The 16,656-nt window shown below is 45.6% G+C and carries 10 protein-coding genes; 4 read left to right on the forward strand and 6 right to left on the reverse strand.

All coding sequences use genetic code 11. From position 1 onward, the window contains the following. Nucleotides 1–126 precede the first annotated feature (126 nt). A complete protein-coding gene (locus tag H8792_RS01195; protein WP_194947300.1) occupies nt 127–1,113 on the forward strand; it encodes a S49 family peptidase in 987 nt (328 codons plus the stop codon). Nucleotides 1,114–1,194: 81 nt separating this feature from the next. Here the strand turns inward: H8792_RS01195 and H8792_RS01200 are convergent, their stop codons facing one another. Together H8792_RS01200 and H8792_RS01205 are read right to left on the reverse strand one after the other, a co-directional pair. Continuing rightward, complete coding sequence (locus H8792_RS01200; RefSeq protein ID WP_194947301.1) at nt 1,195–2,325, reverse strand: peptidoglycan-binding domain-containing protein; 1,131 nt, start codon at nt 2,323–2,325, stop codon at nt 1,195–1,197. Nucleotides 2,326–3,014: 689 nt separating this feature from the next. Further along, nucleotides 3,015–5,855 carry a bifunctional aconitate hydratase 2/2-methylisocitrate dehydratase gene (locus tag H8792_RS01205; RefSeq protein WP_194947302.1) on the reverse strand — a complete coding sequence of 947 codons (2,841 nt, stop codon included), beginning with the start codon at nt 5,853–5,855 and terminating at the stop codon, nt 3,015–3,017. A 298-nt stretch (nt 5,856–6,153) separates the two neighbouring features. Between H8792_RS01205 and purB the strand changes: the two genes are divergently transcribed. Next, on the forward strand, nt 6,154–7,554 hold the full coding sequence (purB, locus tag H8792_RS01210) for an adenylosuccinate lyase (protein WP_194947303.1): 1,401 nt from the start codon (nt 6,154–6,156) through the stop codon (nt 7,552–7,554). Between the two features lie 79 nt (nt 7,555–7,633). Next, nucleotides 7,634–8,803: a cupin domain-containing protein gene (locus H8792_RS01215; protein WP_194947304.1), complete on the forward strand. Its 1,170-nt coding sequence runs from the start codon at nt 7,634–7,636 to the stop codon at nt 8,801–8,803. A 94-nt stretch (nt 8,804–8,897) separates the two neighbouring features. On the opposite strand, the gene H8792_RS01220 is transcribed toward H8792_RS01215, so the two are convergent. Continuing rightward, a complete protein-coding gene (locus H8792_RS01220) occupies nt 8,898–9,338 on the reverse strand; it encodes a host attachment protein (protein WP_194947305.1) in 441 nt (146 codons plus the stop codon). Nucleotides 9,339–9,591: 253 nt separating this feature from the next. Between H8792_RS01220 and H8792_RS01225 the strand changes: the two genes are divergently transcribed. Further along, nucleotides 9,592–10,044 carry a DUF1810 domain-containing protein gene (locus tag H8792_RS01225; protein WP_228766865.1) on the forward strand — a complete coding sequence of 151 codons (453 nt, stop codon included), beginning with the start codon at nt 9,592–9,594 and terminating at the stop codon, nt 10,042–10,044. 61 nt (nt 10,045–10,105) lie between these two features. On the opposite strand, the gene H8792_RS01230 is transcribed toward H8792_RS01225, so the two are convergent. From H8792_RS01230 to pnp, 3 genes are all read right to left on the reverse strand, one after another. Further along, nucleotides 10,106–11,215 (reverse strand): carbohydrate porin, encoded by a 1,110-nt coding sequence (locus tag H8792_RS01230; protein WP_194947306.1) that lies wholly within the window; start codon nt 11,213–11,215, stop codon nt 10,106–10,108. A 222-nt stretch (nt 11,216–11,437) separates the two neighbouring features. Then, nucleotides 11,438–14,353, reverse strand: coding sequence for an insulinase family protein (locus H8792_RS01235; RefSeq protein ID WP_194947307.1), 2,916 nt, complete (start codon nt 14,351–14,353; stop codon nt 11,438–11,440). 117 nt (nt 14,354–14,470) lie between these two features. Continuing rightward, on the reverse strand, nt 14,471–16,561 hold the full coding sequence (gene pnp / locus H8792_RS01240; protein WP_194947308.1) for a polyribonucleotide nucleotidyltransferase: 2,091 nt from the start codon (nt 16,559–16,561) through the stop codon (nt 14,471–14,473). Between the last annotated feature and the right edge of the window lie 95 nt (nt 16,562–16,656).

Raw genomic sequence — 16,656 nt, forward strand, 5'->3', positions numbered from 1 at the left:
AACCGGTTTGTCTACACCCTCTTGGGAATCTCTCAAGTTTGTCTCACTCATAAATGCTTGGGTCTCGCCTGGCTTGAGGTTAAAATGCTGAATCAACTTTAATTCGGGCATTATAAAGGATTCTATATGCAGACAGAGCAGCAAACCGAAAAGCGCACGACTTCGGAAGAGACCTCAAGCCAACAAAACGGTTTTCAAAGACTGGCGATCGCGGTCGAATCACTTGTTAAACAGGAACGCTGGACTCGACGCTTCGCTAATTTTCTAAAACTGGCCATTGCCCTGTACATTATTTTCCTGATTACCCTGGCAGTTAAAAACATCGATGAGCAGGATTCTGCACACGACCAGGCTCAAAATCAGCCGCATGTTGCCGTCGTGCGTCTGGAAGGTCCAATTATGCCAGCGACTAAAATCAGCGCAGAAGCGATCAATCCACTGTTGAAAGACGCTTTTAGCAATCCAAACAGCAAAGCGGTCATTATCAAAGCCAACTCTCCCGGCGGAAGCCCGGTTCAATCGGCGATCATTAACGATGAAATTACCCGTTTGAAAAAACTTTACAAGAAACCGGTTTACGTGGTGGTGGAAGATATGTGTGCTTCCGGTTGCTATTACATCGCCGTAGCCGCCGATAAGATTTATGCCAACAAAGGTTCTATCGTCGGCTCCATCGGTGTTCGCATGGATGCTTTCGGCTTCACCGGACTAATGGAAAAAATCGGTGTTGAAAACCGTTCCATGCACGCTGGAGAACATAAAACTTTTATCGATCCCTTCAGCCCGAAAGATGAAGCCGGCCGTACTTTCTTTAAAGAAAACGTTCTTGAAAGAACGCACCAACAGTTTATCGAAGCCGTGCGCAAGGGCCGCGGAGATCGCATTAAAGAGAATGAAAACACCTATACCGGCTTGGTCTGGCTTGGAGATGAAGCGGTTCAAAACGGTATGATCGATGGCCTGGGCGACATTGCTTCAGTCGCCCGCGATGTGATCGGAGTGGATAAACTACGTTATTACGAAGCGGACAAGAGTATTATCGAACAGCTGATGGGCGATATCAGTTCGGAAACCGCAACTAAACTATCGCTGTATTTTACCGGAATGCATTGATTGCTAAAAAAGAGTTCAATAGACTGCGAAAAAAAAGCCCGGAAAATCCGGGCTTTTTTTCGTCTAAAACTAACCAAGAAATCAGTTGATAACCCCTAACTGCTTTAGTGACTCCATTGTTACCTTTCCAGACGGCAATCCTTGGTCTTGCTGATATTTTTCCAGCGATTTCAAGGTATTCGGCCCCCAGATTCCATCGATAACTTCCAGATCGTTCGGGGGGCTCGGTTTCAAGTAGCCTTTTTCCGCTAAAGCTTTTTGCAGTTTTTCGACCAGATCCGGTTTCAGATCTTCCTTACAAACCAATTCCCGCCATTCCACGTGAACATCCGTGACCTTCTCTTTTGTCACGACAGTTTTATATTTGGTTTCCTGTTTATCCGACACAGGATCGGCTGTAGGCACAGAGACGGTTTTATATTCGGCCGGAATTTTTTTGTAAACGGTCTGCTCATCCTTAACTTTTATCTTCTTCTCTACAGTTTTATATACCGCCGGAACAATAATTTCTTCCTTGCGTTCGGGCTGGAGCATGACGCGACGTTTTACTTTTTTGTATTCAGCCGGAACAATTTCCTTATGACGCATCTTACCGGTTTCCGGGTCAACTTCCTGCTTGTTTCCCGGACCGTCAACCCACACCTCGCGCGCCGGGCTGACAATCATATATTCTTCGACATCCTTATAAACCGCAGGAAGTACGTTAATCTTTTTCGTTTCGGGCGTCACTAACACTTTTTCCGAAACCGTTTTATATTCGGCCGGAATCACCTTATCGACAATTTGCTTTTCCGGAGAAATCAGAATTTTACGCTGCTCATATTCAGGCTCCTTGCTGATTTTCAAATCCAAATCAAGCGGCACTCGTTTACTGACCGTTTGGTACAGAGCCGGAACCTCCATTTTTGCATAGCATTTCCCCGGTTCGGCGTAGGGAGGCTTATCACCGGCAATTCCTTGCTGGCGCTTCAAACGTGCAAAGACTTCCTGCTGTTCTTTCTGACGGGCATATTCCGCTTCAACACGCGTACGTTCTTCGGCCTTGGCTCTTTCGATCAGCAGGTCAATATCAGCTGCAGAAGAGACGTTTGCATACTTGGGGGTTACCTCTTCACCTTTGTCACTGCCTGAATCATCAAATGCATCAAAGGTTTCACATGCAGTCAATGACAAGATTGCCAACGATAAAGCCGATAACTTGAGAAGCTTCATATCCTTCCTTTTAAAATGATTAAGCAAACGCACTATTATAAACACAAGAATCTCCGTAATTCAGGCTAAATCAAGCATTCAGTCTTATAGAGATTTTCCGGGATTTTTTGCGGACAGAACGAAGAGATTTCTTTAAACCAGGATGATTAAAGTCGACTCAAAATTAATAATTCTGGAACCCCGCACGCTCACGAAAAAAAACGACTGACGGCTCTCCAACTAACAGAATGAAACCGATGCCCTTAAGGCACTGTTTTTGCAATGATATCTACATATCAAAGCCATCACTTCGGAAATCCATAACCCGTATAAAATGATCATGCACACTAAAGCACCTGAACAAGCCAAACTGTTTAAATGAAACGAAAGAGATAAATAATGCAGTATTTGAAAAAGCTGAAACAGCGGGTTCAGAATTGGGTGCGATAATGACTAAAGAAACAACGAAGCCAGATGAGAGTCTTTCCCCAAACCAGCCATACAAACTAGTAGAGCACTGTTTACCGACCGGCGACAGAGCTAAGCTAGTGCCATGTTTTTTTACAGGTCTATCGAACTGTGAAACTGTAGAACAACAGTTTGAACAACCTTTTCCTTGAAACACACCGCATCCTGAGCAAACCAGGGTGCGGGTATTTTGACGTTTACGGAAATAACTCCGTTTACTGATTCTATATATGAAGATAGGTTTAAATATTAAACTGAATCGTCGCAACGGAAGGCTCAGCACTTAGATCTTTAGCCGGAGGTGCGAAGTCCGTCAGATTAATACCTGCAACCGCAGCTTTGTATTCTTCCAGTGTCGGAGTACGTCCAAGAATCGTAGACAGTACCACTACAGGAGTCGATGCTAATAGAGACTCCCCTTTCTTCTCATTCGAGTCTTCTACAACACGACCTTGGAAAAGACGAGTTGAGGTTGCCAATACGGTATCCCCTTTTTCTGCTTTTTCCTGGTTACCCATACAAAGGTTACAACCCGGACGCTCCAGATACAGAATATTCTGATACTCGGTACGCGCAGCTTCTTTAGGGTGGCTATCATCAAACTCAAACCCGGCGTACTTTTTCAGGACTTCCCAATCGCCTTCTTCTTTAAGCTCATCAACAATATTGTACGTTGGCGGAGCAACGACCAACGGCGCTTTAAACTCAACCGAACCGTTTTGCGCTTCCAGATTACGGAACATTTGCGCCATAATCTTCATATCGCCTTTGTGAACCATACAAGAACCCACAAAACCTAGATCGACTTTTTTGGTCCCTCCATAGTAGGACAGACCGCGAATCGCATCGTGCGTATAGCGTTTTGAAACATCCTCGTTATTAACGTCAGGGTCGGCAATCATCGGCTCGTCGATTTGATCCAGATCAACCACTAGCTCTGCATAATATTTTGCATTAGCGTCTGGGCGAAGCGCCGGTTTTTCACCTGATTTGATCTCTTTAATACGCTTGTTCGCTTTATCAATCAAACCTTGCAGCATATGAACATCATTATCCATGCCCTTATCAATCATGATTTGGATACGGTGTTTAGCAATCTCAAGCGACTCGATCAAAGTGTTATCTTCCGAGATATTGATTGACGCCTTTGCTTTCATTTCAGCGGTCCAGTCGGTGAAAGTAAACGCCTGGTCAGCCAATAGCGTACCGATTTGTACTTCAATGATTCGACCTTGGAAAACGTTTTCGCCGAACTCTTTCAGCATTTGCGCTTGCGTTGCATGGACCACATCACGGAAGTCCATATAAGGTTTCATATGGCCTTTGAAAGTGACTTTTACCGATTCAGGAATCGGCATAGTTGCTTCACCCGTCGCTAGAGCGAGCGCTACCGTACCGGAGTCGGCACCGAAAGCAACCCCTTTTGACATACGCGTGTGAGAGTCACCTCCGATGATAATTGCCCATTCATCGACAGTAATATCATTTAATACCTTATGAATAACGTCTGTCATAGGATGGTATTTATCTTTAGGATCACGACCGGTAATCAAACCGAAGTTATGCATAAAACTCATCAATTTAGGAATGTTTGCTTGCGCTTTTGAATCCCAGACCGAAGCCGTGTGACAACCTGACTGATAAGCACCGTCAACGGTTGGAGAGATAACCGTTGCCGCCATGGCTTCTAGCTCTTGAGCCGTCATTAGACCGGTTGTATCTTGCGATCCAACGATATTAACCTTAACACGAACATCCGAACCGGTGAGCAGTGGCAACTTAGAAGTCACGCCTACCGCATTGCGGTTAAAGATTTTCTCAACCGCCGTCAGGCCTTGACCTTCATGACAAATTTCTTTCGCGGGAGCAAATACAAGCGGCGCTTCAATACCCAAAGTTTCTGCTGCAAACGTCTGTAGTTTTTTACCGAACACGACCGCATAAGAGCCGCCTGCACGCATGAATTCCACTTTTTGCGGCGTGAATGATGCCGTAATATCCGCTAAAACGTCATCACCCTTGTAAAGTTTTTTCTCTTTGGTGTTGATAGTTAGTACCGTACCGGTTGCCACGGAATAAGCTTGTTCAAGAATCGGATCACCATTTTCATCGGTAACAACCTTGCCATCCGCATCAGTCTTTTTCACCCAGTTTTTAAGGTCAATCCCGATACCGCCGGTAACATCCACCGTGGTTAGGAAGATTGGCGAAATACCGTTAGTACCAGCAACGATAGGCGCTTTGTTAACGAACGGAACATAAGGGCTCACTGGCTCACCGGTCCAAAGTGCAACGTTGTTGACACCTGACATGCGTGAAGATCCCACACCCATGGTGCCCTTTTCAGCGATTAACATCACTTTTGCATCAGGATGCGCAGCTTGTAGTGCTTGAATTTCTTTTTGTGCCTCAGGAGAGATCATGCATTGACCATGAAGTTCACGGTCAGAACGCGAGTGTGCCTGATTACCTGGAGACAATAGGTCCGTTGAGATGTCTCCTTCCGCAGCAATATAGGTAACAACTTTAATTTCTTCAGGCAATTCCGGCAAAGAGGTAAAGAAATCCGCACGAGCATAGCTTTCCAGAATATCTTTCGCAATGGTACTGCCAGCCTTATAAGCCGTTTCCAGACGCTCAGTATCCGCTTCATACAAAAAGACCTGAGTTTTTAAAACGTCTGCCGCTTGCTTAGCGATCCCTTCATCAACACCAAGTGCCAAATCCAGAAGCACCTTAACGGATGGTCCTCCTTTCATATGTGACAACAATTCAAATGCAAAACCCGGTGAAATTTCAGCAACCGTGGACTCACCCAAGATAATTTCTTTAAGGAACTGTGCCTTGACAGCTGCCGCAGGCGTTGTGCCCGGCAAAGTGTTGTAAATGAAGAACTGTAGAGAATCTTCGCGGTAGGCATTATCGGTATCTTTAATTTGCGCAATGATTTCAGACAACAACTCAGCACTGTCAATCGGTTTTGGATGTAATCCGAGCTCCGCTTTGCGGCTCTCAATTTCAGCCATATAAGCTTCATAAAGACTGGTTTGATCAGAAACTGGATGTCGATTAGTGTCTGCCATCTGTAACTCTCCCAAGAGTGGCCGATCGAATGATCGGTTTAGATAAATGAAGTATTGATATTATTGATTATGATACCACAATAGTTTTTTATGCCTAAGCCCTACAAACCATTATAAATAGCCGATTTTTAGGTAAGTTACACAAACAATACAGTCAAAAACATGCAATCGAGCTAATCACCGACCCAAAAAATTGACGTACACGCTTTAATATAAATTCATAGATCAATTTCAGATATAATAATCGGCTAATTTTTCAGTTACCACGTTTAGACAACGTTTGATAAAGGATGGTTCGATGCAACTTTCGGAATTAACCGCGATTTCTCCGGTAGACGGTCGTTACGGTGCTCGCTTGGGCAGTTTAAAAGAGATTTTCAGTGAATTCGGTTTAATTAAAAACCGCGTTAAAGTGGAAGTTTTCTGGTTACGCATGCTGGCCAACCATCCTGGCATTACCGAAGTACCTGCGCTAAGTGCAGAAGCGGAACAACATCTGATCAAACTGGTCGACGAATTCACTCTAGAAATGGCTCAGCGCGTTAAAGAGATCGAAAAAACCACCAACCATGACGTTAAAGCGGTTGAATACCTTATTAAAGAACACTTCGCCGGTAACGATGAATTAATGGCAATCAGCGAATTTGTCCATTTCGCTTGCACTTCCGAAGACATCAACAACCTGGCTTATGCCCTAATGCTGAAAGATGCTCGCGAATACGTCATTATTCCGGAAATGGATAAACTGATCACTAAAATCAGTGAGATGGCGACCGATATGGCCGACATCCCGATGATGTCGCGCACTCACGGACAACCTGCATCACCGACCACCGCCGGAAAAGAATTCGCCAACGTGGCTTACCGTCTGCAACGCCAGGCCAAACAGCTGATGAACGTTCAGATCATGGGTAAAATCAACGGTGCGACCGGTAACTACAATGCACATTTGGCCGCCTACCCTGATGTTAACTGGTACGAAACCTCCGAACAATTCGTACAAAGTCTAGGTCTGCTGTGGAATCCTTATACCATTCAGATTGAACCACACGACTATATCGCCGAATACTTCCATGTGATGCAGCGCTTCAACACCATCCTGATCGACTTCGATCGCGATGTCTGGAGCTATATTTCTATCGGTTTCTTCAAACAAAAAACCGTTGCCGGCGAAATCGGTTCCTCCGCCATGCCGCATAAGGTCAATCCGATCGACTTCGAAAACTCCGAAGGTAATCTGGGGATTGCCAATGCTATTTTCGATCACCTTGGCCAGAAATTGCCGATCTCTCGCTGGCAGCGTGATTTGACCGATTCAACCGTTCTCCGTAACCTAGGCGTCGGTGTCGCTCATACCCTAATCTCATTCCAGGCAACTATGAAAGGTCTGGGAAAGCTGGACGTCAACGCTCAAGCAATGGCAAACGACCTTGATTCGAACTGGGAAGTTCTCGCCGAAGCGATCCAGACCGTTATGCGTCGTTACGGTTTCGAAAAACCGTATGAACGTTTGAAAGATTTGACTCGCGGCCAGCGCGTCAATAAAGAGATCATGCAAAACTTTGTTGACGGTCTGGAAGGACTTCCAGCAGAAGCCAAGGAGTATCTGCGCAATCTGACTCCGGCGACCTATATCGGAAACGCCGCTCAGCAAGCTGCACACATCGAATTAGCCATTACCATGTTGAAAGGACGTTAAGTTCCGCATCGAGATGGCATAAATAAACCCACCCATTCACGGTGGGTTTTTTATTGGATCAAACAAGAGATCAAGTAAAATGATTCAATTCCAAGAAATTGATTTAAAAAGTTTTTTAAACGATTACTGGCAGAAAAAGCCCCTGCTGTTACGCAATGCTTTACCAGAATTTGAAACCCCCGTTTCACCGGAGGAACTGGCCGGCCTCTCTCTTGAAGAAGAGATCGAAAGCCGTATAGTCATTCAGCATGGCAAGGAAAATTACGAACTGAAGCGTGGTCCTTTTAGCGAAGAAGACTACGCTTCTTTACCGGAGCAGAATTGGACTCTTCTGGTTCAAGGCTGCGACCGTCTTTTGCCGGAAGTTGCCGATATCCTGAACGATTTTGATTTTCTACCGCGTTGGCGTATCGACGACATTATGATCAGTTACGCGGCCACAGGCGGCAATGTCGGTCCACATTTCGACCATTATGATGTTTTTCTGTTGCAGGCGTCCGGTCAACGTCGCTGGTATATCACCAGCCAGGACTGTCATGAAGACAACTATATTCAGGGCGTCGACCTGCGCTTAATGCAGACTTTTAAAGTGGAAGAAGAGTTTGTTCTTAATCCTGGCGATATTCTGTATTTACCGCCAAAAGTCGGCCATCACGGTGTCGCACTTGACGATCAATGCATGACCTTCTCGGTTGGGTATCGTTCCTACCGCGGCCAAGAGCTATGGGACAGTTTGGGCGATCATCTGTCGGAAATGAGCTTATTCAAGGAACTGTATTACGACCCGCAAATGCCTACCAGCCTTAATCCGGGTGAAGTAACGAAAGAAGCTGCACTACAGGCGAAAAAACTGCTTCTGGAAAAACTTGAAGACGAAACCTTGCTGCAGACCTGGTTTGCACGCTTTGCCACCCAGCTCGATCAGAGTGCAGCACAGCAACTTCCTGAACCGCTGACGGAAGAAGAGACACCGGCGTTGCAAGAATTCATTGATGCACTATATGGCGAACACGGCTTGATTAAAGACGCTGTGTGTCGTTTTGCATTTACCGAGATCGACGGAAAAACCCAGCTGTATATAAACGGCAGTATCTGGAAGGATTTCGACGCTCCGGGAGAATTTATTCAACGTCTAGCTAATAATAGTTTCCTGGATCAAGAAGCTCTGTCGTCCTATCTTGCGGAGCAAAGCGTTCAGGAGCTTTTATTTGATTTATGGAAAGCGCAATACCTGATTTTCATAGAATAAAGTCGAAACTCATCCCATAAAAAAAGCACCTTGAAATTGAAAACCAATTTAAGGTGCTTTTTTAGATTCAGATTCTTTGATTAGTGATAGCTTATTAAGCCAAAGAAAGCGGTAAATAACCGCGGATGCGCTTAGGTGCCAGATCGGTTACATTTTTATCCAGAGTGAAAGTGACATGCTTGGCGACCTGGTTACTGAATGCATGGCGCAGATCTCCCAAAAACGCCGGTGCCGCTATGATAAACAGGCGGTCGAATAAATTCTGGTTCAACTTATCGCACAGATATGACGAAACCGCTTTAGCAAAATTAATCTCCTCTTGCTCCTTGGGTGATATTTCGTCGTCATATGCATGACCGCCACCTCCGTAACTGCCGCGTCCTTTACCCGGCAAATCACTGTCCAGTTTTTGCTCATGCATACGTGCTTGAGAGTGCATTAATGTTTCAATTTCAATTAAGTCGGCTGCTGAGTTTTCCGCGCTAAAAATTCGCGCGTGGCTGCTGTCGGCTACAAGAATCCATGCTGGTTTCATACTTTACCTCTTTGACTTATGATCACAATGCAGGTTTCAACATTTCATAGTCGAAACCTAAAATTCATTGTACGCTTCGAAAAAAATTGTCTCTAGTCTTAGGAAAAGCAGTCACACTTTATTCATGATGTAATTATCATATAAAGAAGTGGTTCTGCACGATTCCTCGTTGAAGTCATCCACAAAAAAATCAGCCTAAAACAGTACTGGCAACAATCTTTTAACTTCCAACACGAAAGGTTCAATTTCTCCCTTGATAACCGACGATTTCTTTAATTTACAGCGCTTTGTTGAAGCGCAAGAGCCCGTTTATGCAACGGTACTGTCCGAACTGAAAATGGCGCATAAACAGACGCATTGGATGTGGTTTATTTTCCCACAAATCGATGGATTAGGCTCTCGGCCTTATACAGTGTTTTATTCCATTAAAAGCCTGCAGGAAGCGCAAGCTTATTTGCAACATCCACTGTTGGGATCACGTCTTATTGAGTGTACGCAAACCGTTCTGGCTGCAGAGGGCAAAAGTTTACTGGAGATTTTCGGTAAACCCGATAACCGCAAATTCTGCTCGTGCATGACGCTGTTTTGCACGGCAGCCGAAACTAATTCCAAACAACAAAGACTGTTTTTAAAAGCCATTGAAAAATACTGTGGCGGCGACCGGGATTTAAAGACCTTAGATATTCTAAAAGAGAGCAAGCTCTAAGAACTTAGATTAAACTTCGATTTAAATTTCAATTATTTAGATACGATATTTTCCTTCAATTTTAAAATACCAAGTGCATTCTCAAGTTGGCCGTCCAAATATCATCGCTGATTTTAGAAACGATGCTGTTATCGTATAAGGGATGATTGAAGTACTGGATCGATGGCGAAATTGAAAGGTTTCTTACAAGCTCCCGATTGGCATAAAGCTCAACTTCCTGAACACTTTCATGCGGTTGATGCAAATATTTGGAAATTTTGGTGTAGCCGTAAGCACTCCCCAAAGTCCAGTCATCACCGGTAAATTGATAAGCTATGGAGGCAAAGCCTGTCGCAGTAGAGACTCTTTCATTACTGTAACCGACGCGAAATTCGATGGCCTGATTTGCTTTGCTTGCTCCTGCAGTCAAATATGCCCCATAGTTTTTTAATTTATTCTGTGCAGGATCATCCAGAGCCACGTGGTCTCCATTGTGCGACCAGATACCGATTTCGATAAAACCTTCACCGGTTTGCCACTGGGATTCTAAAATCGAAAAGATTCCCTTCTGATCGTCATCCACTTCAAACAGACTACTATAGTCACGACTCGGATTATCCGCGAGGCCATTGGTTGACGATATCATCAGACGTGTAGTGTTAATCGACGAAAATGGATACTCCACCGCTATCGCCAAAGCATAATCAGGAAAGTCGATCACCGGATTATTGACGAAATCGGAAGCGAGGAACTGGCTGTTTTCATCATTGGCAATTCTAGCGGTATCGAAAAAAACCGTTGAATCGATAAGCCCCATATGCACCTTAAACTTGGAGTGGAAAGGAACCGAAACAAACAATTCGGAAAGTTGAAAACGTCCATGATCATCTTGAGACAGGGCCGTACCGGCATCGGCATTGCTCTGCCCTATGACCGAAGCGATTCCCGTACTTTTCGGCGTCGTATTGATTTCCGCATGCGCTTTTACGCTGTAACCTCGACCGTCGTATCCGAAATTCAAATCCATCGAAGCGTTGGCATCATCTTCAAGCCGATTCTCGAATGCGTGCTGATAAACGCTGGTTACGCCACCATCGAAATCGATTGCCGAAGCGGGTTTCGCATAGAAAGCGACAGGAACAGCGATGAGAACAAGACGCGTAAAAATCTTTCTTAAATCTTTTCTTATCATTTAAAACAAATTCTAACTCTACCGAGAAATTACTTGAAAAGACGTTCCCCGAAAAAGCGCCTTCTCTGTATCTCAAAATAATAAATACAACTCACAATTAAGGTGCAAATGGTAATCAAGAATGTTTTCTATGGCAAATTCCAGATATTTATTAAAGTCGATAAAAAACAAAACGCCCGAACAAATGTCCGGGCGCCGGCCTTGAAATCAAATAGAAGATAGTTAAAGTTGTTTCAAGTCAAAGCCTTGATCACTTAGAAGGCCTTTCATGCCAGAATGCGTCAGAACCGCATACGAAGCTTTTTCCGGAAGGAAATAACGTTCAGCAACTTCGCGCAATTCATCAATCGTAGTTGAAATCACCCCTTCCCGGTACGCCATGCGGATATCGAGGCTGCGACCGTACAGCTGCTGATAGAAAGCCTTGCGCATTTCGCCTGCTGGCGAACCCGGCTTGTCCATTGCCGAAATCACATTTAAAATCGCTTCATCGACCTTGGCTTGGGTTGCTTCGGAACTCATCAACCACTCTTTGGCTCTTGCGAAATCGGCATAGGTCTCCATCAAACGCGGATCACGATACGAGAAGAACACGAAGCCTGCCGCTTCGGAATTATAACTGGCACCTCCGCCGTAAGCTCCGCCTTTTTCGCGGACTGCCGTATGCAGGAAGCCGTTACGCAGACAAGCGCCCAATACCGCCAGTTTCGGAGCATCGGCATGATCGGCAGCTACAGCAGGATAAGACATAGCACAGAAATTCACCTGAGTACTGGTCACCCAGGCTTCTTTAACCGGCTCTGTGGAAACCTCAAGTTTGAAGCCATCCTCTTTTGTACCGCTCTTGTCGATTGAAGACCAAGCCTGTTCAAATTGATTCAAGGCATCGCCTAAACCTGCCTCATCGCCGATTAGCAGTGCTTGTTTATCGGAATTGCACAATTTATCGCGGATAACCGACAAACTATCGGCAAAGTTTTCCAACTTCGATTCATCTTCCATTTGCTTGTAGAAGTCTTTGAAATCACGGATTCCGGCAAATCCGGAACGATTGAATTTCCAGGCCGATACAGGCGTATAATTTTGCATCGCCGCCATGGTCGCCTGGGAATGCCCGCTACCGGTAATACCGTGATCGATTGAAGATCGAATCTGTCCTAGAAGATCCTTGATACGAGGCAACTCGTCGAAACGCGCTTGATACAGCGTTTCCTGCAGCAATTCGGTCATTTCACCGCTATTGCGGTTCAAAGCCTTGGAAGACAAAATAAAGTGGCTGTGGCAAGTATCGGTCTCACCGATTTTGGAATGCAAAGAGGTACGGGCACTCAAACTGCCGGTTACCGCTGCCTGCAAATGTTGGGTCTGCAAGTAATCGCGCTCGGCACAACCGACTTCGGTCAAACAACTGTTGAACAGCGACATGATTCTCTGTTCGTCGGCACTCAATTCAGGTAGATCAATTAGCAACTGCTGGTAAGTAATCCCGTTTGAACCACACTCGTAAGCATGCACCGGCATAGCCTTTCCGTTGTAATCAATCGCCTGATGAGCTTTAATTGCCGCTGGAATGTCTTCTTTGGTCACTTCAGGAAGAATATTCACATCATCAATTTCAGCCTGACGTGCATCAAGTGCTAAAGCCTGATCGATAATCGCTTGTTTCTCTTCCTCGCTCAGCTTGGCTTGAATATCCGCCAACTTGGCTTTTTCCGCTTCTTCTTTACGTTTCGCCAGCTCGGCATCCGGTTTCAAGGTCAGAGTTACGCGATGTTGATTATCCAACAGCCAGTTTTTAACCAGATCCGGAATAAACTGCGGATTCTTAATTTCGTCTTCCAATTGTTTAAGCGCATTATCGACATCCAGCAATGCAATCGGGTCGCCGTCATGCATCGCTCCGGATAAAGAGTGCAAGATCAGCTGCAGGCCGTATGGATAAGAATCTCCTCCTACCTCACGTTGCGACAATTCCAATTGATGCAACATCGCCTCGAGCTGGCTTTGATCGATCCCTTCGTCGACGATGCGTTGCAGCTCTTTTAGAATCAAATCTTCAACCGCTTCGGTATTCTCCGCTTCCGAACCCTGCAAACCGAGCATAAAGGCCATCTCTTTATTAGACTCTTCCAAGCCGCATAAAGGCGACGGTGCTGCCCCCAAATCGGTATCTTCTAAAGCTTTACGCATTGGGGAAGCACTATTATCCAACAGTACCGCCGACAATAGATGGCCTTTCAGAACCTCCAGAGGATCCTGATTCATTCCGAGCAACCAGCCCATGACAATATGGGTTTTCTTATCCGTCTCTTCCTCATCCAAAGCATAGCTGCCAAGCACTTTCTGCGGTTCATTAAAGCGCTGTTCCGTAGCGACCTTGATCTGTTCAACCCGGTCTTTGAATTCGGACAGGGCCAATTCTTCAAATTGACATTGATGTTCGTAAGCGGTGATATCACCGTAGGTCATAAACACCGAATTACTCGGATGATAGTGAAAACGATGGAACTCAACCAGTTGCTGATGCGTCAATTCCGGGATCACTTCGGGATCACCACCGGAATTAAAATGATAGGTATTCGTCGGGTAAAGATTTTCACTGAGAGATTGCCAAAGTGTCGAAATCGGCGAACTCATGGCCCCTTTCATTTCATTGAAAACCACCCCTTTATAGACCAGAGGCGAGTTCGAGTCACTCTTGTCTTCAAACTCGAATCTGTGCCCTTCCTGAGCGAAATCCAATGCATGAAGATTTGGAAAAAACACTGCATCCATATAAACTTGCAACAGGTTTTGAAAGTCTTTTCTATTCTCTGTTGCAAACGGATATGCGGTCCAGTCACTAGAAGTGAAGGCATTCATAAAGGTATTCAGAGAGCGGCGGATCATCATAAAAAACGGATCGCGTACCGGGTACTTGCGACTGCCGCACAGAGCCGTGTGTTCAAGAATATGCGCCACACCGGTCGAATCCATCGGCACGGTTCTTAGTGCAACCAGGAAAACATTCTGCGGATCGTCGGCCGCCAAATGATAATGCTCGGCACCGGTCACTTTATGACGATAGTGTTCAACCTGAACTTGCAGGGTTTCAATATCGGTTTTGCCTAAAAATTCAAAAGCGGCATGCTGTTTCATTTCTATCCCTTTATCTTCTCTCGTGGAATATATTCAATATCTCTTTTCATGTCTCTTACCGTGAGACAAAAAAGGCCATTCATATGAATGGCCTTGTCATCATCGAAAGATCAATAATCAATCATCAACGGCGGTCATGGACAATTTCACACGACCTTGCTTGTCGATATCGGTTAATTTCACGCGAATTTCTTGTCCTTCTTTAAGATAATCGGAAACATTCTCCACGCGCTCTTCGGCGATTTGCGAAACGTGAACCAAACCTTCTCGGCCCGGCATATAAGCAACAAAAGCACCGAAATCAACAATTTTCTTAACAACTGCATCATAGGTTTTACCGATTTCCGGCTCGGCGGTAATTTCGTTGATACGAGCAATGGCTGCATTAGCCGCTCCGCTGTCAACCGCAGCAATTTTAACATTACCGTCATCATCCAACTCGATCGTACAGCCGGTTTCTTCAGTGATCGAACGAATGGTCGCACCACCTTTACCGATAATCTCACGTACCTTCTCAGGCTTGACCTTCATAATAAAGAAACGCGGCGCAGTGGTTGCAACTTCCTGATTCGAATGAGAAATGGCTTTGCTCATCTCGCCCAAAATATGCATACGACCTTCTTTTGCCTGTTCAAGAGCGATCTGCATAATCTCTTCGGTAATACCGTTAATCTTGATATCCATCTGCAAAGCGGTTACACCCTGATCGGTTCCGGCCACTTTGAAATCCATATCCCCTAGATGATCTTCATCACCCAGAATATCGGAAAGAACTGCAAATCCGCTCTCTTCCTTGATCAAGCCCATGGCAATACCGGCGATCGGTGCAGCAATCGGTACGCCGGCGTGCATCAAAGACATGGAAGTACCACATACCGATGCCATAGAGCTGGAACCGTTGGATTCTGTGATTTCGGAAACCACACGAATGGTGTATGGAAATTCATCTTCAGTCGGAAGCAGAGCCGCAACACCACGACGCGCCAGCATACCATGACCGATTTCACGACGGCCCGGGCTACCGATACGGCCGCATTCACCTACCGAAAATGGAGGGAAATTATAGTGCAGCATAAAACGGTCATGGTAAGAGCCGGTCAATTCGTCAACAATCTTGGCATCTTTTTCAGTTCCCAAAGTCGTTACTACCAGCGCCTGAGTCTCACCACGGGTAAATAGAGCGGAACCGTGAACTTTAGGCAAAACACCCACCTGGCAGTTAATCGGACGGACGGTCTTGGTATCACGGCCGTCGATACGCGGCTGACCTTCGATAATGCGGCCGCGAACAATCGATTTCTGTAATTTACCAAACATGCCTTCAATCGCTTTTGCCGCATAACCTTGCGGATTTTCTTCACTTTCAGCCAAAACTTCCAGTGTTTTGCTCTTAGCAGCATCCAGAGCGGCATAACGATCCATTTTATCGGAAATCAGATAAGCCTCTTCTACATCTGCTCCGACCAGTTCAAAGACAGCATTTTTCAACTCGGTGTTTTCTTCAGCTGCCTGCCAGTCCCACTTAGGTTTACCGGCCTCGGCAGCAAAGGCTTCAATCGCGTTAATTGCCGTCTGCATCTGCTCATGACCGAACATAACGGCTCCCAGCATCACCTCTTCAGACAATTCAGCGGCTTCGGATTCAACCATCAAAACTGCATCTTTGGTTCCGGCAACACTTAACTCCAGATCAGAAGTCTGCAACGATTCCGGACTTGGATTCAACAGATATTGGTCGTCACGATAGCCGACAATCGCCGCCCCGATCGGACCGTTAAACGGCACACCGGAAATCGCCAATGCCGCGGAAGTTCCCAACATGGCGGCTACTTCGGTCCCGACTTCCGGGTCCAGAGCGACAACCGTGGCAATAATTTGCACCTCGTTATGGAAACCTTTCGGGAAAAGCGGGCGAATAGGACGGTCAATCAGACGTGAAGTCAGGGTTTCATTCTCGGAAGGACGCCCTTCACGCTTCAAGAAACCGCCAGGGATGCGTCCCGCTGCGTAAGTTTTTTCTTGATAGTTAACGGTCAAAGGGAAAAAATCGGCACCTTCATGGGCATGTTTAGCAGCTACAACGGTAACTAATACGCGAGTATCCCCCATGCCGATCATGACAGCGCCATCAGCCTGACGGGCAATTTCACCTGTTTCCAAAGTGACTTGATGGTCACCGTACATAAAGCTTGTGCTAATCTTCGCCATTCTTTTTCCTTTCGATTCGAGCAGAGGCATTGCGAGTCTGAAACCTGAATCCGTAAAGCGATCCGACTGAAAAAGCGGCAAATCGATTTAGGGAT

It is taken from the genome of Thiomicrorhabdus heinhorstiae (assembly GCF_013391765.2).
GTDB classification, from domain to species: domain Bacteria; phylum Pseudomonadota; class Gammaproteobacteria; order Thiomicrospirales; family Thiomicrospiraceae; genus Thiomicrorhabdus; species Thiomicrorhabdus heinhorstiae.